Here is a 24,450-nt window from a genome sequence, read left to right on the forward strand (position 1 = left end):
ATGCATACCACCAAACCATTCAATCATTACGTCGCGTCCAAGGTAGACGCGGCCACCAGCCGCGAGTTGCGCCTGGACTTGGAAGCTTTCCACGCCGAATACTGTGCGGCGCTGGACAACCGGGAAGTCGAGAAATGGCCTGAGTTTTTCTGCGAAGACGCGCTTTATCGCGTTACCTCGCGCGAGAACGCCGAGCATAATATGCTGGTGGGGCTGGTGTATGCGGAAGGCCGCGACATGATGATAGATCGCGCCATCGCCATCGCACGCACGCAAATGTTTGCCCCCCGCTATACCCAACACATGGTCAGCAATGTGCGCATCGTTGAAACCCACGATGACGGGCGCATAGAGACCGAAGCCAACTTTCTGCTGCTGCAAACCTTGGTGGAAGGGCCCTCTACCGTGCACTTGGCGGGCCGCTACTACGACACTTTCGTACGCGAGCAAGGCCGCCTGCTGCTGCAAGAGCGTCAGGTCATTTACGACACGGCCATATTGGCCAACGACCTGGTCTACCCGGTCTAGCGCTTAGGGCTTGAACGCGCCGATGAAAATGGCGGGGTCTACGCGGGCGTCGTTCAGGCTGACGTTCCAGTGCAAATGCGGGCCGGTTGCCCGGCCTGTGGCACCCACTTGGCCCAGAACCTGCCCGCGCTCCAGCGTTTGGCCCACTTTCACGTCTATCTTGGACAAATGGCAAAACATGCTGATGAAGCCTTGCCCATGATCGACGAACACGGTTTTGCCGTTAAAGAAGAAGTCGCCCACCAGAATCACCTTGCCGGCGGCAGGGGCCTTGATGGGCGTACCTGTGGCTGCGGCGAAATCCAGACCCGAATGAGGGTTGCGCGGCTCGCCATTGAAAAATCGCCGTAACCCGAAGGGGCTGGACAGACGCCCCGGAACGGGGCGATCCAGCATCACGTTGCTGGGCAGACCGGGTGAAAACTGCCGATAGGCGGCCTTCTGCTCGGCCAACTCGTTTTCTATGCGTTTCAGGTTTTTTGTGTCCGGGCTGACATGCTGGGGATTCTTGACGGTAATGTGCTGAGCGACGTACTGCTTGCTGCCCACCTGAAACGACAAGCCGCGCCGGGCGCCGTCTTGTTCTACGTCTATGCGTTGTTTCGAATTGGCCGGTGTTTCCAGCCCTATGCCCACTACCGCTATCCACTCGCCCGTGGCCTCACGCAGCACCATGACCCTGCGATCGCCGAAATGCACGACAGGCGCCTGCTGCGCTTGCCCCAACTGCACCACGGCAACCCCACCCGGAACCGGCTTATTGAGCATGCGAGCAATGTAGCCCTCGGCCCTAACTGCCGTCGACAGGAACAGCAATGTTACCCACAACAATACCCTAAGCATTTTCACCTCTTTTTCAGTGCCCCCACACTTTAGCGCCCTACGGAAAAATGCGCAGCCCCGAATGATTTGATTCGTATACACGTCATGAATCTGTAATAATGGCGAGTCTTCCCCCTATCTCCCCATCATGTTTGACCTCTTCTCTGGTCTGTCCATCTCCGTTGGACTCAGCCTGGTGCTGGCTCTGTGCTTTGTACTCGCCTTCGAATTCATCAACGGTTTTCACGATACCGCCAACGCCGTTGCCACCGTTATCTACACCAAAGCCATGCCGCCCCATCTTGCGGTGTTCGCCTCGGGCATTTTCAATTTTCTAGGTGTGCTGCTGGGTGGTGTGGGGGTGGCGTATGCCATTGTTCATCTGCTGCCGGTAGAACTGCTGCTTAATCTGGATAGCGGACGCGGTCTGGCCATGGTGTTTGCCATGTTGACCGCCGCGATTACCTGGAATCTGGGCACTTGGTATTTTGGTATTCCAGCTTCCAGCTCGCACACTTTGATCGGTTCGATACTGGGCGTGGGCCTGGCCAATGCCCTGCTCAACGGCATACCCGTCAGCGCAGGCGTGAACTGGGGCAAGGCAATGGACATAGGCTTGTCTTTGCTCATCTCGCCCGTAGCGGGTTTCGTCGTGGCGGCGCTACTGCTGCTGGCCTTGAAAAAATGGTTCGCCAACTCCAAGATGCACAAAACGCCTGAAGAGCGACGCATCATCGACGACAAGAAGCATCCTCCATTTTGGAATCGACTGGTGCTGGTGCTGTCGGCCATGGGCGTCAGTTTTGTGCACGGCTCTAACGATGGGCAAAAAGGCATAGGCCTGATCATGCTAGTACTGATCGGCATTGTGCCTGCCAAGTTTGTGCTGGACCCAGCCAGCACCACCTACCAAATACAACGCACCTACGACGCCGCCGCACATTTAAGCGATTTTTATCTGCGTAATGAAGACACCTTGGGCGAATACCTGGCGCTGCGGCGTCAACCTCGCTCAGATCTCCCCCCCACATTCCGTTGTGATCCCCACGACACGCTACCCACCATCCGGGCAGTGCGCCAAGATCTGCAAGGCGTTCATCGCTACGATGACCTGTCCCCTGAAACCCGAGTGCGCGTGCGTCGCTATCTGCTTTGTCTGGACGACACCGCCCGCAAGGTAGCCAACCTAGCCAATCTGCCGCAGCGCGAGAAAAACGACCTTAAGCGCTTACGCACCGATCTGACCTCTACGACTGAGTACGCCCCCCTATGGGTGATTGTGGCGGTTGCCTTGGCATTGGGATTAGGCACCATGGTGGGCTGGCGCCGCGTGGTGCGTACCGTAGGGGAAAAAATCGGCAAGCAGGGCATGACCTATGCGCAGGGTATGGCCGCGCAAATTACCGCTGCCGGCGCCATAGGCTTGGCCAACGTGTTCAGCCTACCGGTCTCGACTACCCATGTGCTGTCTTCGGGGGTTGCCGGCACCATGGTGGCCAATCGTAGCGGCCTGCAAAGCAGCACGGTGCGCACCATTTTGCTGGCTTGGGTGCTTACCCTGCCGGCCAGCATGCTGCTGGCGGCAGGACTATTTGCTTTGGCGGTGGGCGTGCTGGGGGTTTAAGCCCCGCAGCACGCAGCCTGGCTTACAGCTTGAACAGCTTGCGCGCGTTCTCGTAGCACACTTTGGCGCGCGTCGCGTCATCCATCGGGGCGGTTTCGATAAACTCGGCCGCAATCTTCGTGGACTCGTAGGGATAGTCCACCGAGAACATCACCGCGTCGGCACCCATTTCGCCTATCGCCCCCATCAAGGCCGCATGCGAGCACACGCCCGACGTCGTGATCAGGATATTGCTGCCTATGTATTCCGAGGGTTTGCGCTCAAGCGTAACGCCGCAGGGGTAAGTAGAGAAACGGCTGTCGAAGCGCCAACGCAGATACGGCAGGCAACCTTCGCCCATATGGCCGACGATAAGCTTGGCACCAGGGTGGCGGTCGAATACGCCGCCAAACATAATGCGCAAGGCATGTGTGGCCACCTCAACGCCCCACCCCCAGGTCGCGCCTGTCAGTTCGGGGTGGCCTTCATAGAAGTGCGGCTTATCGAAGGAGTAAAAGGGGTGCAGGTAGAAAGGCACGTCCAACTCTTGCAAACAAGCCCAGAACTCGTCGTACTGCGGGGCGTCGTAGTAGACCCCATGCGTGTGGCCATTCACCAGCGTGCCCTTGAAACCCAATTGCTTCACCGAGCGCTCCAGCTCTTTAATGGCTTGCGCCGGGTCCTGCATGGGCAAGGTCGCAAAGCCACCGAACCGTGTAGGGTGGCGCGCAATCTTTTCGGCCAGATAATCGTTGTTGGCGCGCGCTTTGGAGACGGCGCGGGCGACGTCGGTTTCGGCCTGTACGCTAGGCCCGGTCTGGGACAAGATCACATATTCGATCCCGGCCTCGTCCATTTCTTGTAAACGCTGCTCGTCTATGTCCAACAGCCTGCGTGTCAGATCCGCTGCCACTTCAGGATCAATCTGGCTGACAAAGGATTTCGAATATTCGGCGAAATCAGGCGCCGTAAAGTGTTCTTCGAACGCGATCTTGCGGATACGTCCCATGGCTGTCCTCCTGGTTCGTGTCGCATGCCGAACGGCCAGGCGCTTAGAGCCGCATAATTATCAGCATACTGACGATATGGTCATAAAAAAACGCGGTACACCCTCATCGAAAATTTTGCCGACTCACGCGTCCACATACTGTAAGTATACTGACAAATATGCGCAAAACCGCTCTTTTCAGCCCAGCAGGAAACCGGTAATTACCCCTAGGAAACCTTCAGGGTGGCCCGACCGTATTGGTTATTGGCTTCCACCACCTGGAACAGCAAGGTCAGAAAAGTGCGTTGATCTTTAAGCGACAAAGGCGCCAATAATTTACGCTGGGAGCGCTCGACCCCCGCCTGCATTTCCAGCATGACAGCCAGACCTTCAGTGGTAATGGCCACTAGGCGGGAACGCCGATCTTGTTCGTTGGTGCGTCGCTCTACCCAGCCTTTGTCTTCCAGGCGTCGGATCACATCGGCCACCGTGGTGCGGTCAAGGCCCACTTCGTAGCCTACGGCAGTTTGATCCAGCCAAGGGTTACGCGCCAGTACCGTCATGATGCCGTATTGCACGGGCGTAATGCCATACTTGGATTCTTCGTAGAACAGTGCGCAATGTATCTGGTGCAAACGCCGTACCAGAAAACCCGGGCGGGACCACACGCCCCCACCGATGATATCTAGATCGTCGATATATCGCATCAACTGCGCTTTGGCTGCGCTGTTATCCGTTTGCGACTCAGTGACCTGAGTTTCTTGGCTATTCTTCGCCATACTTGACCATCCGTCCTATTGTTCACCACAGGGATCTATTGCTCAGCATACAGATTATCATGAAGTGCCTTCACACCACGTCAGTACAGCGAGAGCTGAGCGACGGGTGGGTCCTGTTCATGATCGGGCGACCAAGCAGATAGCTTGCCTATGCGTATGCCCAGCAAGCGAATGCGGCTGTGCATGGGAATACGCTTCAAACACTGGCGTGCAGCATCCAGAATGACTTCAGGCGCGTCGGTTGGCATCGCCACGGTGTGGTCTCGCGTCACCGTACGGAAGTCTTCGAAACGCAGTTTGACCCCTATGGTGCGCCCTTTGCATTGCTTGCGCTGTAGATCCTGGGCGACCCGCTCGCAGAGCTGCGTCAGCACCCTTGTCAGTTCTGCCCGATCACGCACAACGTGCAGGTCACGCTCGAAAGTCGTTTCCCGGCTGACCGACTTGGGTTCAGAATAAGTCACCACAGGCCGTTCGTCTTGCCCGTGGGCCACGCGCAGCAGCCATGCCGCATACGTCAGGCCGAACTGTTCCTGCAATGCCGCCGCTTCGGCCTGCGCCAATTGGCCTATGGTCTGAATGCCCATGGCTTGCAGCCGCACCGTTGCCTTGGGGCCTATGCCGTTGATTTTGCTGACCGCCAAGGGCCATATACGTGCGGGAATATCCTCCATCCCCAGCAAGGTCACGCCGTCGGGCTTGTCCAGATCAGAACCGATTTTGGACAGCAGCTTGTTGGGGCTGATGGCGATCGAACAACTCAGGCTGGTGGCGTCGCGCACAGCTTGCTTGATTTGTTTTGCCAGGCTCAGGTCATCGGGCTCGGGGTGCTCGCTGAGGTCTATATAGATTTCGTCTATGCCCCGGTCTTCTATGCAGTCGGCCACTGACGCCACCGCCGCCTTGAAACGGCGTGAATACTCGCGATAAGCAAGAAAGTTGGCCGGCAACAAGATAGCGTCGGGCGCAAGCTGGGCCGCCTTCATGATGCCCATGGCCGAAAACACCCCAAACTGACGCGCTTCGTAGGTAGAGGTAGTGACAACGCCCCGGCCTACATAGTCGCGTAAGCGTTTATACAAATAACTGCCGTCGGGCTGTTGCTGAGGGGCCGGGGTGCGCCCCCCCACCACCACGGGCAAGCCGCGCAAATCCGGGTAGTGCAGCAGTTCCACGGACGCGAAGAACGCATCCATGTCCAGGTGCGCGATGCGGCGGCGAGACATGGACAGCCTAGCCGCCCACAGCCGGTAGGCGAGCGGGCATTGATCTCATGCCCGGAATTGTAGCCCCAGCTTAGAAGTCCAGCCTGACCCCCAATGTGACGCGACGGCCTGGCAGTGGCGCCGTTGTTGCCAGGAAGGAGGCATGATTCATCGCACGCTGATCGAACAGATTGGTGGCACGCAAATACACCATGTAGTCGGTGCCGCCTTCCAGGCTGCCCAGATAGGAAACCCCCAGGTTCATCATGTTGTAGCCCGGCGTTTCTTGCTCGTAAGCGGCAATGCGTTCTTGGCGAAACACCCGATAAAGCTCGATATCGGCGGCCCAGCGTTGCCATGTGTACTTGCCACGCAAACCGGCCCTGCCTGCTGGTATGCGGGGCAGATTGCCTTCGCCGCCGGTCAGTTTGCCGCGCACCATGTCACCAAACACGCCCAGCGTCAGGTTGCGATTGAAAGCGTAGTCCAGTTGCCCTTCCAAGCCGGTGAACTGCGCGTCGTGCTGGCGGTAGTCGATCAGGCGAAAATCTTCAAACTGATCCACGGTTTGAGCGTAAATGTAACTCTTGACGCGATTGTGGAAGACCCCGACTGAGAACGTCAGGTCACCCGCATGCTTGCGTAGGGTTAGGTCAACGTTGTTGGAAGTTTCCTTGCCCAGATTGGGGTCGCCGCGTTCGTAGGTGTTGGTGGCCAAATGCACGCCATTGGCATAAAGTTCTTGCGCATTGGGCAAACGATGCGAATGCGAGAGCGACAAAGACAAAGAATGGGCCGGCGTCAGATTCCAGATGGCTGCGCCCGAGAAAGAGTAAGCGCTGAAATCCGCCTTGGGCTGGCCGTTCTCCGGGTTCACGGATTTCCAGTCGTGACGAGCCCCCAGTTCAAAACGCCAGTCCTCGTTCAACTGATAGGTTTCCAGCAAGAAGATGCCCGTGCTTTGCGTACGTGTTTTGGGCAAAAAGGCTTCTACGCCCACGGCGCTCAAGTCGCTACGCGCTACCTGCAGGCCCGCCACGCCGCGCCAGTTTCCCCAGCGCTCGTGCTCAGCCTCCAGGCGCATGTCGTAACCACGATTCTTGAAGGTGGTGCCGACTTCTCCGGCCTCGATCTCGTCATGACGATAATCCGTCCAGCCGCCGCGCAAACGGACGCGTTCTATGCCGGCAACAGGCTGGCGATACTCCCCCCTGATGTCGACTCGCTTGCTACGCGCCTCTACCCATGGCACGCCGTGTTCATCGTGAGCATGGTCATGGCCATGCCCATGATCGTCGTGACCCCCATGATCATCGTGGTCGTCGTGACCATGGTCGTGATCGTCGTGGCCGGAGCAATGCAAGTGACTGCCGTGAGGATGGCAGCCCTCGTAGTCATGCGTATGACCTGGTAAGCCGTATTTACGGTCGGTTTGGGTATAGGCCACCCCCAGGAAACCGCGACTGCCCACCCAGGAAAGCCCCAGGCTGCCGCGTGAGGTGTCTTCATAAGAGCCGGCCAAACGCGAAGTGCTCCAGTCGGGCACGCGGTAGTCGTCGGAGCGACGCTTCAAGCCTTCGATATGCACCGCAAAGTTGCCCTCACCGGCCGTCAAGGCAAAAGCACCCTCACGCGTGTTGCTGCCCGTAGTGCCGCGCAAATCAACGCTGCCCTGGTAACCCTGTTCGGGCACTTGCGTGGGGATTTTGTCGTCGATAACGTTAACGACACCCCCTATGGCGCCCCCGCCGTAAAGCAGCGTTGCCGGGCCGCGCAGCACTTCCAGCCTTTGCGTCAGCATGGGCTCGACATCAACGGCGTGATCCGGCGAAATGGCCGAAGCGTCCATGACCTCGGAGCCATCAGTCAACGTCAGCACCCTGGGGGAAGTCTGACCGCGCACCACGGGACGGCTGGCACCACCGCCGAAGGTGTCGGCATGAACCCCCGTCAAGCCATTCAAGGTGTCGCCCAGCGTGCCTTGGCGCCGCATGATGAGCGCATCACCCGCCAGAACCTCAGCCGGCGCGCTCATGCCTTCGACACTTTGCCCGAAAGGGTCTGCCGAGACGGTCACCGACTCCAGTTGTTCGATCCGCGCAAGCGGCGTTTGCGCCTGCGAAAGTGCGGCATACGTCATGCCTACGGCCAAGGCCAGCGGCCGAATGACTGGTTTCATCTGTGCTTCCCCAATTGCTGATCAACGGCGACAGCCATGCAAGCATCGCCCCAAAAATAGGAATGTTATAACATAACAAATAAAGGAAGCAAGCCTGGGTTTCCGCAACCCTGCCTTCAGTCGGCTCTATGAAGGGCTTGGCTTTGCTCTTGGGTATGCGCGTGCTCGCGAAACAAAAACTCGGCACGTTCGGGCTGCCTTTGTTCTATGGCCTGCACGATATTGTGATGTTGCCCATGCGCATAAAACAGCAGATCGAACATGCGGTCTTTGCTGCTGGTAGAGAAAGCAATGCTTAAGGGCGCGGTAAAGGGCACGATATTGCAACGCTCTATCAGGGAAGCCAGCAGGGGGCTGTCCGCCGCATCGATAATCAGCCTATGAAAGCGTTCGTTCATTTGCGCATAACGAGATTCGGCATCTTTATTCAGGGTGCGTTGTGCAAAGATGGCATCGCCTTCTTGCAGGCACTGCTTCAGCGCTTCCAGCAATTCGTCAGAAACACCGCGTGCCGCCAGCGTGCGTGCCGCCACCCCTTCGAGCAGGGCACGCAACTGCAAGGCCTCCAGGGTTTGCTCTAGCGTAAACGCACGCACCGCATAGCCGCGCTTGCCTGCGGGCACCAGCAAGCCCTCTTGCGCCAAGGCCGGTAAGGCTTGTCGTATGGGTGTGCGCGAAACGCCCAGGCGGGTGGCCAATTCAGTTTCGGGCATGCGCTCACCCGGCCGTAATTGGCCCTGCAAAATCATTTCCCTTAGCTGAACGATGACGGTGGTCTGCTGACTCATAAGCGGCTGTCTGAATGTCGTCGCAAGTGTAGCCTAGGTGTCATTGCTGACAATCTGGATCCGCGCCTGCTGCGCAGGTCGAAATAATGGGATAAACACAATCACATGCCCCTGAACAGGGCTGATCGACTAGGACAAACCCGCACAAAAGCAGCAAAATTGGATCCCATAATGCCTTTCAAAGGCTTTATTTTCGCAAAATAACCAATTTTTGGATCCCAATTTTAGATTTTTCAGGTATTCTGTCATTTCCAAATGCCTCAGGTCCGACTGCGCCTTCTGCGCCCCCCCATTCATGCAACACAGTAAATTCGACGTTGAAGTCGCCGGTATACGGCAGCTGACACCGCGCATTCGGGAATACCTGCTGCGCGCCTGTAACGGCGCCGTGCTGCCCGACTACCAGCCTGGTGCACATATCGAGCTGCATACGGTTTCCGCCGACACTGGCCCTATCGTTCGTCACTATTCGCTTATAGGCGGTACCGGCACCTGGGACGACACCCCCGACACCTACCGCATTGCCGTGCAACGCGAGAACCGTCAACGTGGCTCGGCCCATATTCACGATACTTTCGTCATCGGTACACGTTTACAGATCTCCGCCCCCAAGAACCATTTCTTGCTCGACAGGCGCAATCACAAAACCTTGCTGATCGCAGGTGGCATAGGCATTACGCCTATTTACGCCATGTTGCGCAGTGTGGTCAGGCGCAACAAACCCTTCGAGATGGTGTATGCCGGGCGCACAGCACAAGACATGGCCTATGCTCAAGACGTGCTGCGCTTGGGGGGCTCCTGTACGCGCTTGCATCTCAGCGGCCCCGACGACAGCAATCAGCTTGATCTTCGCAATCTGTTGGGCGCGCAGCCCCATGATGCCCACATATACGTCTGTGGCCCGGGCGGTCTGATCAAAGCCGTCATTGCCACGGCTGAAAGCCTGGGCATAGACCCTATGCGCGTGCATTATGAATTGTTCTCGTCCGGCCCCAGCACCGACGACGCGGCATTCGACGTCGAACTTCGCGCCTCGGGGCGTCAAGTGCGCGTTGGCCGCGACACCAGTATTCTCGAAGCCCTGGACGCCGCAGGCATCCCCATGATGGCTGATTGCCGTCGTGGCGAATGCGGTCTGTGCCCCGTCAAGGTCATCGACACCGACGGCGAGCTTGTTCATCGCGATCGTTACCTTGACGACGAAGACCGCGCCGCCGGCCAACTTTGCATTTGCGTATCCCGAACGACCGGCTCCCGCCTGGTCATAGACGCTTGACGTTCCCCCTTGAACGGAGACACACCATGAGCCAAACCGAAGCCGATTTCAATTTTCAACCCGGCGCCTATGCCGACGAAAGCACACCCCTGGTACGCAATGCCTGGTATGTGGCCGGCCTAAGCACCGAAATTTCACGCGACATTATCAGCCGACGCTTGCTGGGTGTAGACGTCGCCCTGTATCGCACCCTGGCAGGCGAGCCTGTTGCCGTGCGCAATCGCTGCCCGCACCGCTCCTTCCCGCTGGCCATGGGCAAGCTCGAAGGCGATATCCTGGTCTGTGGCTATCACGGCATGCAATTCGACCCCGCCGGTCGTTGCGTGAACATGCCTTCCATGCCCATCGTGCCCGCCAATGCCAACGTGCGTAGCTTTCCTGTAGTCGAACGCGCACCCTTGGTTTGGATCTGGATGGGTCACCCCGATAAGGCCGACGAAAGCCTGATCCCCGACACGCATTGGCTAAGCGATACCGACACCTGGAAAAGCGTTACGGGCACGCTGCCCATGAATGCCGATTACGTGTCCATGCACGAGAACCTGCTAGACCAAACCCACTTCCCCTTCCTGCATCCGGGCACCGTGGGTACGCCCGAATACGCGCGCTCCAAGCTTGATGCCCGCCGCGAAGGCAATAGCGTGATGCTGGATCGCGTGCTGAAAAACTCAGCCCCTCCCGGCATCTACGGCATTCCCGCAGGCATCATGCACAAGAAGGTAGACCGCTATTCGGACGCAGCCTATGTTTCGCCCGCCATGCACCGCGCCTTTGCCAAAATCATCGACCACAGCCCCGACGCGGGTAAGCCTTCGGTGTATCGCTTCAACATCACCCATTTGATTACGCCTGAAAACAACGGCCGTATTCATTACTGGTGGTTCAACTCGCGCGACTTCGCTCACGAAGACGCCGAGATCGACAAATTCATGTTCGAGGCTTCGACCAAGGCTTACACCGAAGACGTGGACGCGCTTGAAGCTATCCTCAAGGTTGTTCAGAGCGACGTCGAACCCCAGTTCGATTTGAACTTTGGCCCCGATAAGCCAGGCCTGATGATGCGCGCCATTCTTTACGAAATGGCAGCCGCCGAAGCCGGCTACCTGCTTACCGCTGCACAAGCTCAACCCGCTTAAAAAATTTCACGCTTGTCTTCACGCGCCCGGCATTGTTCAGTACACTCATCCTGAACCATTCATGCCGGGCAAACCCGGCAAATACATAAGCATAAATTCCCAGAGCCGGGCTTCGCCATACGCCCGGTTCGTCCACCCTCAAGCAGGAGGAGACTCATGGCCACTAATCGCGGCGTCGCCTATGTAGGCCCCGGCATAGTCGAAGTGCAATCCATTCCTTTCCCGGAACTGGTTGCTCCCAACGGCAAGCCGGCCCATCACGGCGTCATTCTGAAAGTTTTGTCTACCAATATCTGCGGCTCCGACCAACACATGGTGCGTGGCCGTACCACCGCGCCTACCGGCCTGATCCTGGGCCATGAAATCACTGGCGAGGTTCTCGAAGCCGGTCGCGACGTCGAATTCCTGAAAAAGGGCGATATCGTTTCGGTGCCTTTTAACGTGGCTTGCGGCCGCTGCCGCACCTGCAAAGAGCAAGACACCGGCGTGTGCCTTAGCGTCAACCCCTCGCGCGCAGGCGGCGCTTACGGCTACGTTGACATGGGTGGCTGGATAGGCGGCCAGGCGGAATACGTCATGGTGCCCTATGCCGACTTCAACCTGCTCAAGTTCCCCGACCGCGACCAAGCCTTGGCCAAGATCCGCGACCTGACTTGCCTGTCCGACATTCTGCCCACCGGCTTTCACGGCGCCGTTACCGCAGGCGTAGGCCCTGGCAGCACGGTGTATGTTGCCGGTGCCGGCCCCGTGGGCTTGGCTGCCGCAGCCTCGGCCCGCCTGCTGGGCGCTGCCGTGGTCATCGTGGGCGATCTCAACCCCTTGCGTTTGGCTCATGCCAAGAGCGTAGGTTTTGAAGTCGTGGACGTCTCCAGCGATACCCCGCTGGGCGAACAGATTGCCGCCATTCTGGGCACGCCCGAAGTCGACTGCGCCATTGACGCGGTCGGTTTCGAAGCCCGTGGCCATGGTCACTCAGGCTCGCAGGTCGAAGCGCCCGCCACCGTCTTGAACTCGCTCATGGACATCACTCGCGTGGCCGGCAAAATCGGCATCCCCGGCTTGTACGTCACCGAAGATCCAGGCGCAAGCGATAAAGCGGCTCAGCATGGTTCGCTCAGCGTACGCTTCGGTCTGGGCTGGGCCAAGTCGCACAGCTTCTTCACGGGGCAAACCCCTGTCATGAAGTACAACCGTGCGCTCATGCAAGCCATTCTGTGGGACCGCATCAATATCGCTGACGTGGTCGGTGTTGAAGTCATCTCCCTGGACGACGCCCCACGCGGCTACGCCGACTTCGATCAAGGCGCCCCCAAGAAGTTCGTGATCGACCCGCACAGCCAACTGCGCTGATCCGGGTAGATTCCCAAACGGAATCTTCACAGCAGCAACCCCGCATGGCCGAAAGGCCTGCGGGGTTTTTTAGTTCTTGAAAGGAAGCTCGCCAAACGGGGCGATGCTTATACCTGGACAGCGCTGCCGCACTCAGGCAGCACGCGCAAAGGAATTTTCTGCTTGTCCATCCATGCCTGCAAACGGGCAGCGCCAGGCGCCGGCTGTTGTTCCTGACGCATGGGCTGCACATAGCCGGCCCACATCAGCATATTCAATGTTTGCAGGAGCAAACCTGGCTCTTGCTTGAACAGAGGTAGGCGATGCAGCTCGGCAAAGGTCTGATTGCCAGCTTTCAGCTGGCTAATCAAAAGCGCAAAGATTTCCGCAGGGCCGGGGATGCCGCCTATGGGCGTATCGAACTCGATAGCCCCCGGCGCCGGCAAGGTGGCCAACACTGTGAAAACCACCTTGTTCAACACTTGCAGGTGCGTCTCGGGGTCGAGCGTACGCGGTTGCTTCTGAAAAACATCCACGCGCTGGTTTTGGTTACGCGCAACGTCTCTGAGGGTTTCTTTAAGCCTCCTGCTAGGCGCCTTGGCCAGCAGCCCTTGTACATTGCTCGGAATCGACAACGCGTCCATATTCTCTAGGCAATTGGCGCTGCCTATATAGCTAACACCCGCCTGCAAGCCCTTGCGCATGAGCGGAAGAGGCTGCCATGCTCGCCAAAATGACGACGCGAGCAAAGTGATGCAACTTAAAGATGGGGGCCATGCTGCAACTCCGATGATAATTTGAGATCTATAAAAACAAAGCCACCAAAGACTTCCCGTCCTTGGTGGCACCAACACGAAATAGCTGACAATTAACTAACGGTGAGCTCTATCAATAACAAGAATGATTTTCAATTGTGCGTTCATGATCTCGCTCAAGCTTTTCTAGTTTGCGGCTTTTTCACAACACTTTTACCTTGATAAAAAGACTAAGGGTTAACACTGCTTTCGTGGCTGAGGTTCTCCGTTGGACCAATCATCGTGGTAATACTCAAAGCTTCCCCGGAGCCTAGTCCTGGCTCTCGGTTAGCTCGTTAACAAGGAGTGTTTTCCATGGCATTTTTTTTCCCGGACCAAGACGGCCTGAAACGCGTCGCGCAAGACTTGGGTATAGACCTGCCCGAAGCAGAAGTCGGCAGCTATCACGAGTTTCTTAGCGCTGTCACGCCCGCCCTGCGCATGATCGAACAGCTACCTGACCTGCACCCCGGGGTGAAGTATCCGCGCACGCCTGGCTACCGTCCGGACCCTGCCGACAACGCTTTCAACTCTTGGTACTACAAGACCAGCATCAAAGGCGCGCCACAAGGCAAACTGGCAGGCAAGCAAATCGCAGTCAAAGACAATGTGTTCGTTGCCGGCGTGCCGCTGACCAATGGCGCCTCGATACTGGACGGCTTCGTGCCTGACACCGATGCCACCATCGTCACCCGCATGCTTGACGAAGGGGCCGAAATCACCGGCAAGGCGGTTGCCGAATACCTGTGCTTCTCTACCAGCAGCGCCACCGCTTCTACAGGCGTCATCGAGAACCCGCGGGCCCCCGGCCATACCACCGGTGGCTCCAGCAACGGCAGCGCAGCCTTGGTGGCCGCACACGAGGTAGACATGTCCATAGGCGCCGATCAGGCGGGATCTATCCGCATGCCGGCGTCTTTTTGCGGCATCGTCGGCCATAAACCCACCTACGGCCTGGTGCCTTACACCGGCGTACTGGGCATAGAGTACAGCCTGGACCACGTCGGCCCCATGGCCGATACCGTGCACGAATGCGCCTTGCTGTTAGAGGTCATCGCCGGTGACGACGGCATAGACGGGCGCCAGAAAGGAGTACGTACCCAGGCGTATACCGAAGGCCTGGATCAAGGCGTGCGCGGCATGCGCATCGCCGTTGTCAAGGAAGGCTTCGGGCGTCCCGAGTCGGAAGAAGGCGTCGATGCCTCGGTGCGCGCCGCAGCCAAGCGTCTGCAAGACCAAGGGGCCATCGTGGAAGAAATTTCCATCCCCTGGCACAACATAGGCTCGGCCTTGTGGCTGCCCATTTGTATCGAAGGTTCGTACCACAACCTGATGCATTCGCACGCCATGGGCTTTTACGGTGTAAACGGCGCTTATTCCCTGCCCTTCATGCGAGCCATGGCCGGCTGGGAGCGCCACGTGGACGAATTGCCCCCGACCATAAAGGGCGTGCTGATGACGGGCGAGATTTTCTCGCGCCATGGCGGGTATCTGTACGCCAAGGCTCGCAATATGGTGCGGCGTTTACGTGCCGAATATGACGCTTGGCTGGCTCAGTACGATGTATTGCTGATGCCCACCACGCCCATGACCGCCACGCGCCTGCTGCCCGATGACGCCTCGCCTGCCGAAGTACTGAAAGCCAGCTGGGGCCCTATCAACAATACCTGCCCCTTCGACATCTCTGGCCACCCGGCTATTTCGGTATGCTGCGGTACGTCGGAAGACAAGCCGGTAGGCCTGATGCTGGTAGGCCGACATTTTGAAGACGCCACTTTGTTCAGAGTGGCTCAGGCGGCACACCAGAAGCTGGATTGAAAAAAGGGGGCTTGATGCCCCCTTTGAATTCAACGCAGTTTGTCGGTAAACGACGGCCAGTCGAAATCCTCGCCATGAGGATACGGCAGGCCGTGCTCTGCCATGGCGTCTACGAAGGCATCTTGCAAGCGTGCAGTGGCCTCCGCCATGCGCGGCTCTATCCCCACGTCCTGCAAGGTTTCCATCACCTCGCGCATTTCAGCTGCACGCCGCCGGCCATGCTCGGCCACTCGGCTGATCAGGTAGTGAGGCTGCGCCTCTAGCCAACCCATAGAGGGGAAGGTTTCATTCAGCGACGCCAATACGGCTTGCTCGGCACCATAACGACGCGCCGCCGTCAGGCATTCCACCGTCAGCGCTTCTATGCCTTTGATCATCACGCTTCGGCACATCTTGATGGCCGAAGCCACGCCGGTTTCGGTGGAAACCGCCTTGGTGCGCAGACCCAAGGCATTCAGCGCGGTGGACAAAGCTTGGGCCTGTTCGCCGCCCAGCAACATGGGTACCTTGATGCCGTAGGGGGGCACCGGGGCCATGACAGCCGATTCCACGTAATGCCCTTGGGCGCCGGCAATGGCATCGCGGTCTTTGCACTTGGTGCTCGGCGACACCGAATTGATGTCCATGAAAAACTGCCCGGGCCGCAGATGCTCGGCCACGGCGATGGCGGCATCGGTAGCCGAGCTTGCCGTGACCGCAGACACGACCAGGTCGACATCGGCGATGGCGTCCGCCAGGGTTTCACACATCTGTGCGTCGCAAGCCTGCGCCCGGCTGCGCATCTCGCTCGCCAAAGCGGCGTCGACCATCTTGATGTCGTAAGCCTTGACCTTAAGGCCTGCCTGGGCAAAGCCCTGGGCCAGCAAGGCGCCCGCCTCGCCCAGCCCTACCAGCGCAACGCTGGCTAACTGAACGCTTAGTGTTTGGCTCATACCGATTTATTCCTGATACATCACGAAAGAAGATTGCCGCTTTTCGATGCGCCACCCTTCGGGCGTCAAGACCATGTCATCGCTGTATTCGCCCAGCACCTGCCGCGCATCGGCCTTGCGGCCAAAGGCTTCTACCGTTTGGCTGGTCGTGGTGCTCCAGAGCAATACGCTGGTCACCACTTGTACCTTGCCCTCGCCCTGCTGCGTCATGACCGACTGCCCCAGCATGTGGCGGGTCATACGCTCTGCGGGACGCGAACGATAGCTTTCCACAATGGCAGTCTGCCCCGTCAGAGGGGCTCCGCCAGGTCGTGTCAGCTGACCATTCTGCGTGAAGAGTTCGGCATAGGCCTCGAAGTTTCTGTGGTCAGTAAGGTGCGCCGAATGCTCGACAATTTGTCTGCAAGCCGCGTAGGTCTGCGCATCTGGCAAACGAGGTAAGCTCATGAAAGACTCCTTGCTTAACGAACCGGCGTGTCTAGCCAGGCATTCAGCAGGGCTGTCACTTCAGTGGGTTTTTCCATGGTAGACATGTGCCCGCAATCTTTGATGCCTTCGATTCTGGACCATTGCGCAGGCACCATCTGGCTCATGACTTCGTGGCGTGCGTAGGGGCTCCAGGCGTCGTCGTGGCCGCAAATCAGCCAAGTGGGGCAGTTGATGCCGCGCAGCACTGGCTCGGCATCGGGGCGTGCCAGCAAAGCCTTGATCTGCGCTTCGAACTGCGCCGGCGTGCGCCGCTCTATCATGTCCAGAATAGCCTCGAACAGCGGCGTCTGAAGCTGGCTGGGGTGCACCATGCCCGGCGCCCACAGCTTGCCCATCTCGCGCATGCCTGAGTTGCGGGCGCGTTCAAGCAAGGCATAGCGTTTGGATTTCTCTTGTTCGCCTGCCTCGCCGCCGGCAAAGGGCTCGTAGCCGGTATCCAGCAAAGCCAAACGGCGCACCCGCTGAGGGGCCTGGCGCACGACTTCAAGCGCCACTCGCCCGCCCATGGAATGACCGGCCAGGTTGAAGACTTCGGTAGGCGCGGTTTGCAATACATGGCTTGCCATGGCGGAAATGCTGTCTAGCATGCCGTAATCGGGGATCACACTTTGGGCGCGATGCGCCAAACCGGAAACTTGATCAGGCCAAACGGCTTCGTCGCACAACAAACCCGGCAACAGCAGCAGGGTTTCCTTGCTCATGCTTCGTCCTCCGGCCATACCGCACCGGGCACATGCACTCGGCCATCCATCAACCAGCGTGCCGTGCGGATCAGCGCTGCGGTGTCTACCGATTTACCATCTTCGCTGAGGCGAATCTGCACCCCCATGGAACCAGTGGGATGCTCGATATCCAGATTGAGCAAGGAGCCCTTGCCCAACACCGCCAGGCCATCGCAAACCGTGCCTGGCAGCGCCGCAGCGGTGGCAACGCTAACAGCGCCCAACACGCCTATGGAAGCATGGCAACGGTGCGGAATGAAAGTACGCGTGGCGATGGCTCCGCCCTCGCGGGGTTCGGCCACCAAGCACATTTTGGGCACCGTGCGCGAGCTTACGTCGCCAAGGTTCATCAAAGGCCCGACCTTAAGGCGTATGGCTTCGATGCGCGCTTTGAGCTCTTCGTCGGCATCCAGTTCGGCCCGTGTTTCGTAACCCGTGCGCCCCATGTCGGCGGCGCGCATCAATACCAGCGGCATGCCGTTGTCTATGCAGGTGACTTCAACGCCGTTGATCTCGTCGCGCAGATTACCGGTAGGCAGCAAGGCGCCGCATGAGGAACCCGCCGTATCGCGGAATTCTAGGGGAATGGCGGCGGCAGTACCTGGTACGCCGTCTATGGCTTGCTCGCCGTCGTAACGCACACGGCCCTTAGGCGTCTGGACAGACGCTACCGCAATCTGGCCGGTATTGACCATGTGGATGGCCACGGTGGTTTCACCGTCTTGCGAGGCGACCAGGCCGGTTTCAATGGCGAAAGGGCCGACGCCTGCCAGCATATTGCCGCAATTTTGGCCGTAATCGACACGCGCCTCGTTGACTACAACCTGGGCAAACAGGTAATCGACATCGGCATCGGGCCGGGTGGGTGCCGAAACGATGGCCACTTTGCTGGTCAAGGGGTCGGCGCCCCCCAGGCCGTCTATTTGACGCACATCGGGCGAACCCATGGCGGCCAGCAAAACGCGGTCGCGCAGTGCGGGATCCGTAGGAAGATCGGTGGCGTGGAAAAACAGCCCTTTGGAGGTACCGCCACGCATTTGAACGACAGGAATGGGTCTTTGCATCATGTCAGGCTCATACAAATGCCCCCACCAGGATACGCGGGGGCGACTCTAGGCATCATCTTATCAGGCCAGATCCAGGCCAATCAGCTGCGCCAACCTGGCTGGATCATTCAGCAGGTCTTGGCTCACGCCCTGCCAACTGATGTGGCCGCGATCGAGAACTATCGTGTTCTCGGTAAGTTCCAGCGCCAACTCGGCATGTTGCTCGACCAGCACAATGCCCATGTCACTGGATTGACGCAGACGGTTGAAAGCCTCAACCAGCATATCAACGATAACGGGCGCCAAACCCTCGAAGGGCTCATCCAGCAGCAAAACCTTGGGGTTACCGATGAGCGCACGGCCTATGGCCAGCATTTGCTGTTCGCCCCCCGACAACTGATTACCCATATTGCGGTGGCGTTGCTTAAGGCGAGGAAACAGCTCGTACACGGCTTCCAGCGTCCAGGTACCCGGTGCAACCGCCACCTTGAGGTTTTCTTCGACGCTGAGTGAAGGAAAGATTTCGCGCTCTTGCGGCACCAAGCCCAAGCCAGCGGTAGCGCGCTTATGGCTGGGCATTTTTTCTACGCCCTTGCCTTGGTAAACAATGCTGCCTGAATGCAGCGTCGTCAAACCCAACACGGTATTCAACAGCGTAGACTTGCCCACACCGTTGCGCCCCAGCACGCTGATCGCCTGACCAGCTTTGAGCGCCAGACTGACGCCCTCCAGCACTACCGTTTCGCCGTAGCCGGCACGTACATCCTTAAGCTCAAGCAGCATGCTCATGGCGCTCTCCGAGGTAAACAGCCCTGACGCGCGGGTCGGTACGCACCGCCTGCACGTCGTCTTCGACGAGCACGGCGCCTTCAACCAGCACCGTGATGCGCTTGGCAAAGCGGAACACCAGGTCCATATCGTGTTCGATGACCAGCGTGGCCACCTCGGCGGGCAAGCGCTCAAGCAAGTCGAACAAACGACTGCCTTCGGTACTAGGCACACCCGCAACAGGCTCGTCCAGCAGCAGCACGCGTGGCTTAAGCGCCAAGGCCAGGGCGATTTCTATCATGCGTCGCTGACCATAGGCCAGCTCGACAATGTTTCTATGCGCCAAATCGAGCAGACTGAGGCTTTCCAGCAAGACGGCGGCTTCGTCCATCAAAGCGCTGTCGTGCGTGATGTCGCGCATCAGGTAGCCATCCATGCCTTCGCGCGCCTGCAATGCCAAGCCTATGTTTTCGGCAACCGTTAGGTTGTTGAACAGAGAGTTGATCTGGAAGGTACGAGCCAGGCCCAGCTTGACGCGCTTTTCGGGGCTTAGACCGGTAACGTCTTGGCCACCCAGCAACACTTTGCCGGCGGAAGGTTTGAGCAGGCCGGTGATTTGATGCACCAGCGTGCTTTTGCCCGCGCCATTGGGGCCGATCAGGGCATGGCGCGCGCCGGGGTGCAGCGACAAATTGACGTTTTGCGTGACCTTGAGCTGGCCAAACTGCTTGCTTAGCCCTTGCAATTCAAGAACGGGATTCATGACGACCTCCGTTTACGGCCCAGGTTAACCAGCCAGCCCGACACCCCCTGAGGCGCGTAACGCACGACCAGAATCAGCACGACACCTAATACTGCCAACCAGTTAGTGGGGTCGACAGCCGCGGCGCGGTCTGACAACACCACGAAAATGATGGCACCCAGGAAAGCGCCGTACAAACGACCCAAGCCGCCCAATGCCAGCATGACGACAACGTTGGCCGACATCATGAACATCAGGGTGTCGAGCCCGACGATGCGGTTGATCTGCGCCGACAAGGCACCGGCTACGCCGGCTACAGCAGCCGAGAGGGTATACAGCAGCCACAGGCGGCGCTCGACAGGCACGCCCAGCATACGCATGCGCACGCGGTTCTCGCGGATACCCTGAGCCGTCAGCCCTATGGCCGAGTTGACCAAGCGCTTGAGCAGCGCATAGATGACAAGTAGCACAACACAGCTGTAAACAAAGGCCGTTTTGCCATAGATGTCAAAGTTGAACATACCCAGAACAGGCGAAATGTCGTAGCCCGTCAGGCCGTCATCACCATTGGTGACGGACTTCATCACGTTAGCCAGTTCGTACAACAGGGTAGCAACGGCCAGCGTGAGCATCAGTTGGGTAAGCCCATGGGTACGCAAGATGGCAAAACCTGAAAGCAGGCCCACCAGGGCTGCCACGGCCGCCCCCACCAGCAAACCGCTGATGGGCTCGGACGACACGTGCAGTGCGTACAATGCTGCAGCGTAGGCACCCGTGCCAAAGAAGGCAGCATGCCCCAGGGTTTCAATACCGCCATACCCCTGGGCTAAATCCAGGGAAAGGGCAAAGATGATCATAAGTACCACCATGGCAGCCAGGGCCAGGTAGTACTCACCGAAGAAGAACGTCAGAACAGCCGCAGCCAACAGCGCGGCGTCCAACCAGGTGTAGCGTTGGCGCCCAAAGCCTTGGGCGACGCGGTTGCTTGGTGTTTGTTGGGTCATATACAGTCCTTGCCTCAACCTGCGTGCCCGACCAGGCCGCGTGGCCGTGCCAGCAAAATCGCCAATACCGCCAGATAGATGATGAAGCCGCCAAGAGCGGGTACGTAGTAACGCCCAAGGGTGTCGATCAAGCCCAACAGCAAGGCCGAATACAACGAACCTTTAAGGCTGCCAACGCCCCCCACCGCCACCACGATGAGCACAAGCACCAAGTACTTGAGACCGTAGTAAGGCTCGAGCGGCAGCATCTGCGTGCCAACCGCACCACCCAGCGCGGCCAGACCGCAGCCAATGGCAAAGGTGACCGAAAAAACAAGGGGCACATTGATGCCCACACAACGGGCCATGCGCGGATTGTCTACGGCGGCGCGCAGTTTGGCACCAAAGGTGGTGAACTCTAGAATGAGCCACAGCGCACCGGCCACGACCACGCTAAGCACGAGTACAAACACGCGGTAAACCGAAACATTGATGCTACCCAGCGACATTTGGCCGGTCAGTATCTCGGGCAAAGACAGGCTTTGTATCTGTGGGCCGGCCAGGTTCTTGACCACAGCCGTCAACACAAAGGCCATGCCTATGGTGATCAACAGTTGGCCCAGCGGATTGGCCTGATACACCCATTGATACAGAGTGCGTTCCAGTACCAGGCTGACAGCCATAGTAGCCAACACGCCCAGCGGCAATGCGACAAAGTAGTGAAGGTCGCCCGCCTGCATGCACCACAGGGCGAAGTAACCGCCCATCATGGCGAAAGCCGAGTGCATGAGGTTGACGACACGCATGACACCCAGTGTGATGGTCAGGCCTACGGAGATGAGAAACAGCATCATTCCGTAGGAGATCCCATCTACCGTCAGCGTCAGAAAGGTAGAAAAAGCATTGGGCATGAAACAGCGCCTTGTTAGACTTACTTGGCGGCTTCACGGACGTGCCAAGGCTCTGGCACGGCTTCGAAGGTGAAGAAAGGCACATTGCCGAGCTTACCGTCTACGTTCTCGATACGGCGCATGTAAACGTTTTGCACGATTTCACGCGTGTCAGCATCGATTTTGACGGGGCCGCGTGGGCTTTCCCAGGCAAAGCCCTTTATGGCTTCGATCGCTTTGTCGCCGTCTTTTTTACCGTCGGTGGCTTCAACCATACGAGCGATCATGTGCATGCCGTCGTACACAGCCAACGAAGCCAGACTGGGGATGGCATCGGCGCCAAACTTGGCCTTGTAGCGCTCGACAAAAGCCTTGTTGGCGGGCGTGTCGAGATACGGTGTGTAGTGTTGAGCCGTGATCATGCCAACTGCGCCGTCACCAATAGCAGGCAGGTCGGATTCCATGGTTTCGTTAGTAGCCATGAGGGAAATGCCTTGTTTATGTAGGCCGCGCTCGTAGAAAGCCTTGATCAGGCCTGCAGACATGGGGCCCACGGGCATAAACATGAACACGTGCTTGGCGCCGGAATCGTTGACGCGCTGCAAATAGGTAGAGAAGTCGGTGGTACCCAGCGGCACACGGATTTCGTCGACGATACGGCCACCGGCACCTTCAAAACCTACCGTGTAAGCCTGAATGGCGTCGTGACCAGGTGCGAAGTCGGCGGCAACAATGACAGCTTCACGTGCCCCCTGATCGTAGGCCCATTGCGTCAGGGGAATATTAAGCTGCCACTGGGTGAAACCCATACGCACGAAGTACGGGGATTTATCGGTCACGCTGGAGGTGCCGGTGTTACCCATAAGGTAAGGCGTTTTGGTTTGATTGACGATGTCGGCTGTTCCCATGATGGTGGGCGTGAACGCACCGCCAAGCAGGTACTGCACCTTGTCGCGCACGACCAGCTCTTGTGCCAGCTGACGCGAACGCGCGGGGCTGGTGCCACCTTCGTCACGCTTCACAACAGCCAGTGTGTGATTACCCACTTTGCCACCGGTTTCGTCCATGAAGAGCTCGACGCCGCGGTCGTACTCTTGGCCCCACCAGGCGTAGGTGCCTGAGTACTGGCTAAGCAGGCCGACCTTGACTTCGTCGGCATGGGCGCTGACGCTGCTCATCAAGCCTGCGACCAGCAATGTTCCAGCATAGGTGGCCTTACGGCCTATTTTTGTCAATTTCATTGATATGCTCATTTAATTCACATATATGCTTGTAAGTTATGCCAACCCTCGTGTTGAGGGCTGGTGGGCTTTTTACTTGGCCGCAGCCTGTTTGGCGGCATGCCAGGGCTCTTTGACCGCTTCGTAGGTGTGAATAGGTACATTGCCCAGCTTGCCGTCTACCTTGTCTACGCGGCGAATGTAGATGTTCTGCGTGATTTCGCGGGTATCGGCTTCGATTTTGGAAGGGCCGCGGGGGCTTTCCCAGCTATAGCCCTTGACCGCCTCCAAGGCCTTTTCGCCATCCTTTTTGCCATCGGTGGCCTCGACCATCTTTGCCACCAGTTGCATGGCGTCGTAGGCACCCATGGCGGCCAGGCTCGGTACTGCATCGTTACCGTACTTAGCCTGGAAGCGCTTGACGAAATCTTTGTTGACGGCGGTATCGAGATAAGGCGAATAATGCAGGGCGGTAACGATGCCCAGGGCAGAATCACCGATGGCCGGCAAATCGGACTCTTGAGTTTCCGCACCCGCATACAGCGCTACGCCGTCTTTGCCCAGGCCACGCTCTTGGAAAGCCTTGATAAAGCCAGCCGACATCGGGCCCACAGGCATGAACATGAACACGTGCTCGACGCCGGTATCTTTGATGCGTTGCAGGTAAGCCGAGAAATCGGTGGTGCCCAGCGGCACGCGGATGCTGTCGACCATATCGCCGCCCAGCTTCTTGAAGGTGTCGTTGAAGGCGTTTTCGATGTCGACGCCAGGCGCATAGTCGGCCACGACGGTGATAGCCTTACGTGCGCCTTGGTCGTACACCCACTGAACCAGCGGTTCGCAGTATGCCCAGGAGGTGTAACCCACGCGCACGAAATACGGCGTTTTGTCGGTCATGCTTGAGGTAGCGCCGTTAACAAACACATAAGGCGTTTTGGTTTGGTCGACGATGTCGGCGGTGCCCATGACCGTGGGGGTGAAGGTGCCACCCACGAGGTACTGCGCCTTGTCGCGCACCACCAATTCTTGAGCCAACTGGCGTGAACGCGCAGGGCTGGTGCCGCCTTCGTCGCGACGCAGGATGGACAGGGTGTGATCGCCTACCTTGCCACCGGTTTCCTCAAGGAATAGTTCGACGCCACGGTCGTATTCTTGGCCCCACCAGGAGTAAGTACCGGAATACTGGCTTAGCAGCCCTACTTTGATGTCGTCGGCCCATGCCGGGGTGACCATGGCAAGCGCAGCGGCGCTGGTCAGTACGCCCACCTTGAAACGGGCCAAGAAACGGTTGTGCATGAAGATCTCCTCGGGGGTGGAACTATTATTGAAATGTGATGGGCGAGCCGACACGACGTTCGAGTGCAGCGGCGCCAGGTCGGATAGGTAATTAGGGAAAAGAGGCATGCGCCGCTT

23 protein-coding genes are annotated in these 24,450 nt (G+C 58.3%); 6 read left to right on the forward strand and 17 right to left on the reverse strand.

Features of this window, described 5'->3' with window-relative positions:
• The gene (locus H0484_RS10805) at window positions 1-528 is read left to right on the forward strand and encodes an aromatic-ring-hydroxylating dioxygenase subunit beta (protein WP_226954648.1); all 528 of its coding nucleotides are present in this window, start codon (window positions 1-3) and stop codon (window positions 526-528) included.
• A gap of 3 nt (window positions 529-531) precedes the next feature.
• On the opposite strand, the gene H0484_RS10810 is transcribed toward H0484_RS10805, so the two are convergent.
• Window positions 532-1,371 carry a peptidoglycan DD-metalloendopeptidase family protein gene (locus tag H0484_RS10810; RefSeq protein WP_226954649.1) on the reverse strand — a complete coding sequence of 280 codons (840 nt, stop codon included), beginning with the start codon at window positions 1,369-1,371 and terminating at the stop codon, window positions 532-534.
• A gap of 127 nt (window positions 1,372-1,498) precedes the next feature.
• On the opposite strand from H0484_RS10810, the gene H0484_RS10815 reads away from it, so the two are divergent.
• Window positions 1,499-2,974 carry an inorganic phosphate transporter gene (locus tag H0484_RS10815; RefSeq protein ID WP_226954650.1) on the forward strand — a complete coding sequence of 492 codons (1,476 nt, stop codon included), beginning with the start codon at window positions 1,499-1,501 and terminating at the stop codon, window positions 2,972-2,974.
• A gap of 22 nt (window positions 2,975-2,996) precedes the next feature.
• On the opposite strand, the gene H0484_RS10820 is transcribed toward H0484_RS10815, so the two are convergent.
• The 5 genes from H0484_RS10820 to H0484_RS10840 all read right to left on the reverse strand — a co-directional run bounded on the left by H0484_RS10820 (window position 2,997) and on the right by H0484_RS10840 (window position 8,892).
• Window positions 2,997-3,962 carry an amidohydrolase family protein gene (locus tag H0484_RS10820; protein WP_226954651.1) on the reverse strand — a complete coding sequence of 322 codons (966 nt, stop codon included), beginning with the start codon at window positions 3,960-3,962 and terminating at the stop codon, window positions 2,997-2,999.
• A gap of 206 nt (window positions 3,963-4,168) precedes the next feature.
• Window positions 4,169-4,648, reverse strand: a complete 480-nt coding sequence (locus tag H0484_RS10825; RefSeq protein ID WP_226954820.1) for a MarR family winged helix-turn-helix transcriptional regulator — start codon at window positions 4,646-4,648, stop codon at window positions 4,169-4,171.
• Window positions 4,649-4,800: 152 nt separating this feature from the next.
• Entirely contained in the window at window positions 4,801-5,946 is a 1,146-nt protein-coding gene (dinB, locus tag H0484_RS10830) for a DNA polymerase IV (RefSeq protein WP_226954652.1), read from the reverse strand.
• A 70-nt stretch (window positions 5,947-6,016) separates the two neighbouring features.
• The gene (locus H0484_RS10835; protein WP_226954653.1) at window positions 6,017-8,104 is read right to left on the reverse strand and encodes a TonB-dependent receptor domain-containing protein; all 2,088 of its coding nucleotides are present in this window, start codon (window positions 8,102-8,104) and stop codon (window positions 6,017-6,019) included.
• A gap of 116 nt (window positions 8,105-8,220) precedes the next feature.
• The gene (locus H0484_RS10840; protein WP_226954654.1) at window positions 8,221-8,892 is read right to left on the reverse strand and encodes a GntR family transcriptional regulator; all 672 of its coding nucleotides are present in this window, start codon (window positions 8,890-8,892) and stop codon (window positions 8,221-8,223) included.
• 295 nt (window positions 8,893-9,187) lie between these two features.
• Here H0484_RS10840 and H0484_RS10845 point away from each other — a divergent pair, with 295 nt between their 5' ends.
• The 3 genes from H0484_RS10845 (at window position 9,188) to fdhA (ending at window position 12,654) form a co-directional block, all read left to right on the forward strand.
• Window positions 9,188-10,168: a PDR/VanB family oxidoreductase gene (locus tag H0484_RS10845; RefSeq protein ID WP_226954655.1), complete on the forward strand. Its 981-nt coding sequence runs from the start codon at window positions 9,188-9,190 to the stop codon at window positions 10,166-10,168.
• A gap of 26 nt (window positions 10,169-10,194) precedes the next feature.
• Window positions 10,195-11,304, forward strand: a complete 1,110-nt coding sequence (locus tag H0484_RS10850; protein WP_226954656.1) for an aromatic ring-hydroxylating dioxygenase subunit alpha — start codon at window positions 10,195-10,197, stop codon at window positions 11,302-11,304.
• A 156-nt stretch (window positions 11,305-11,460) separates the two neighbouring features.
• Window positions 11,461-12,654, forward strand: coding sequence for a formaldehyde dehydrogenase, glutathione-independent (fdhA, locus tag H0484_RS10855; RefSeq protein WP_226954657.1), 1,194 nt, complete (start codon window positions 11,461-11,463; stop codon window positions 12,652-12,654).
• A gap of 107 nt (window positions 12,655-12,761) precedes the next feature.
• On the opposite strand, the gene H0484_RS10860 is transcribed toward fdhA, so the two are convergent.
• Window positions 12,762-13,337 carry a methyltransferase regulatory domain-containing protein gene (locus H0484_RS10860; RefSeq protein WP_226954658.1) on the reverse strand — a complete coding sequence of 192 codons (576 nt, stop codon included), beginning with the start codon at window positions 13,335-13,337 and terminating at the stop codon, window positions 12,762-12,764.
• A gap of 405 nt (window positions 13,338-13,742) precedes the next feature.
• Here H0484_RS10860 and H0484_RS10865 point away from each other — a divergent pair, with 405 nt between their 5' ends.
• Window positions 13,743-15,245, forward strand: coding sequence for an amidase (locus H0484_RS10865; RefSeq protein WP_226954659.1), 1,503 nt, complete (start codon window positions 13,743-13,745; stop codon window positions 15,243-15,245).
• 29 nt (window positions 15,246-15,274) lie between these two features.
• On the opposite strand, the gene H0484_RS10870 is transcribed toward H0484_RS10865, so the two are convergent.
• From H0484_RS10870 to H0484_RS10915, 10 genes are all read right to left on the reverse strand, one after another.
• A complete protein-coding gene (locus tag H0484_RS10870) occupies window positions 15,275-16,177 on the reverse strand; it encodes an NAD(P)-dependent oxidoreductase (RefSeq protein ID WP_226954660.1) in 903 nt (300 codons plus the stop codon).
• Between the two features lie 6 nt (window positions 16,178-16,183).
• Complete coding sequence (locus H0484_RS10875) at window positions 16,184-16,624, reverse strand: nuclear transport factor 2 family protein (RefSeq protein ID WP_226954661.1); 441 nt, start codon at window positions 16,622-16,624, stop codon at window positions 16,184-16,186.
• 14 nt (window positions 16,625-16,638) lie between these two features.
• Window positions 16,639-17,367, reverse strand: a complete 729-nt coding sequence (locus tag H0484_RS10880; protein WP_226954662.1) for an alpha/beta fold hydrolase — start codon at window positions 17,365-17,367, stop codon at window positions 16,639-16,641.
• Window positions 17,364-18,452, reverse strand: coding sequence for a 4-oxalomesaconate tautomerase (locus H0484_RS10885; RefSeq protein WP_226954821.1), 1,089 nt, complete (start codon window positions 18,450-18,452; stop codon window positions 17,364-17,366). Before H0484_RS10885 ends, H0484_RS10880 begins: the two co-directional genes overlap by 4 nt.
• Before the next feature lie 63 nt (window positions 18,453-18,515).
• Window positions 18,516-19,223 (reverse strand): ABC transporter ATP-binding protein, encoded by a 708-nt coding sequence (locus H0484_RS10890; RefSeq protein WP_226954663.1) that lies wholly within the window; start codon window positions 19,221-19,223, stop codon window positions 18,516-18,518.
• Window positions 19,207-19,965 (reverse strand): ABC transporter ATP-binding protein, encoded by a 759-nt coding sequence (locus tag H0484_RS10895; protein WP_226954664.1) that lies wholly within the window; start codon window positions 19,963-19,965, stop codon window positions 19,207-19,209. The genes H0484_RS10890 and H0484_RS10895 overlap by 17 nt, the downstream gene beginning before the upstream one ends.
• Window positions 19,962-20,948, reverse strand: a complete 987-nt coding sequence (locus H0484_RS10900) for a branched-chain amino acid ABC transporter permease (RefSeq protein ID WP_226954665.1) — start codon at window positions 20,946-20,948, stop codon at window positions 19,962-19,964. Before H0484_RS10900 ends, H0484_RS10895 begins: the two co-directional genes overlap by 4 nt.
• A 14-nt stretch (window positions 20,949-20,962) precedes the next feature.
• Window positions 20,963-21,838, reverse strand: a complete 876-nt coding sequence (locus tag H0484_RS10905; RefSeq protein ID WP_226954666.1) for a branched-chain amino acid ABC transporter permease — start codon at window positions 21,836-21,838, stop codon at window positions 20,963-20,965.
• A 20-nt stretch (window positions 21,839-21,858) separates the two neighbouring features.
• Window positions 21,859-23,058, reverse strand: a complete 1,200-nt coding sequence (locus H0484_RS10910) for an ABC transporter substrate-binding protein (RefSeq protein WP_226954667.1) — start codon at window positions 23,056-23,058, stop codon at window positions 21,859-21,861.
• Between the two features lie 72 nt (window positions 23,059-23,130).
• Window positions 23,131-24,333, reverse strand: a complete 1,203-nt coding sequence (locus H0484_RS10915; RefSeq protein WP_226954668.1) for an ABC transporter substrate-binding protein — start codon at window positions 24,331-24,333, stop codon at window positions 23,131-23,133.
• Window positions 24,334-24,450: the final 117 nt, after the last annotated feature.

This window comes from Mesopusillimonas faecipullorum, from assembly GCF_020539505.1.
Lineage (GTDB): Bacteria > Pseudomonadota > Gammaproteobacteria > Burkholderiales > Burkholderiaceae_B > Mesopusillimonas > Mesopusillimonas faecipullorum.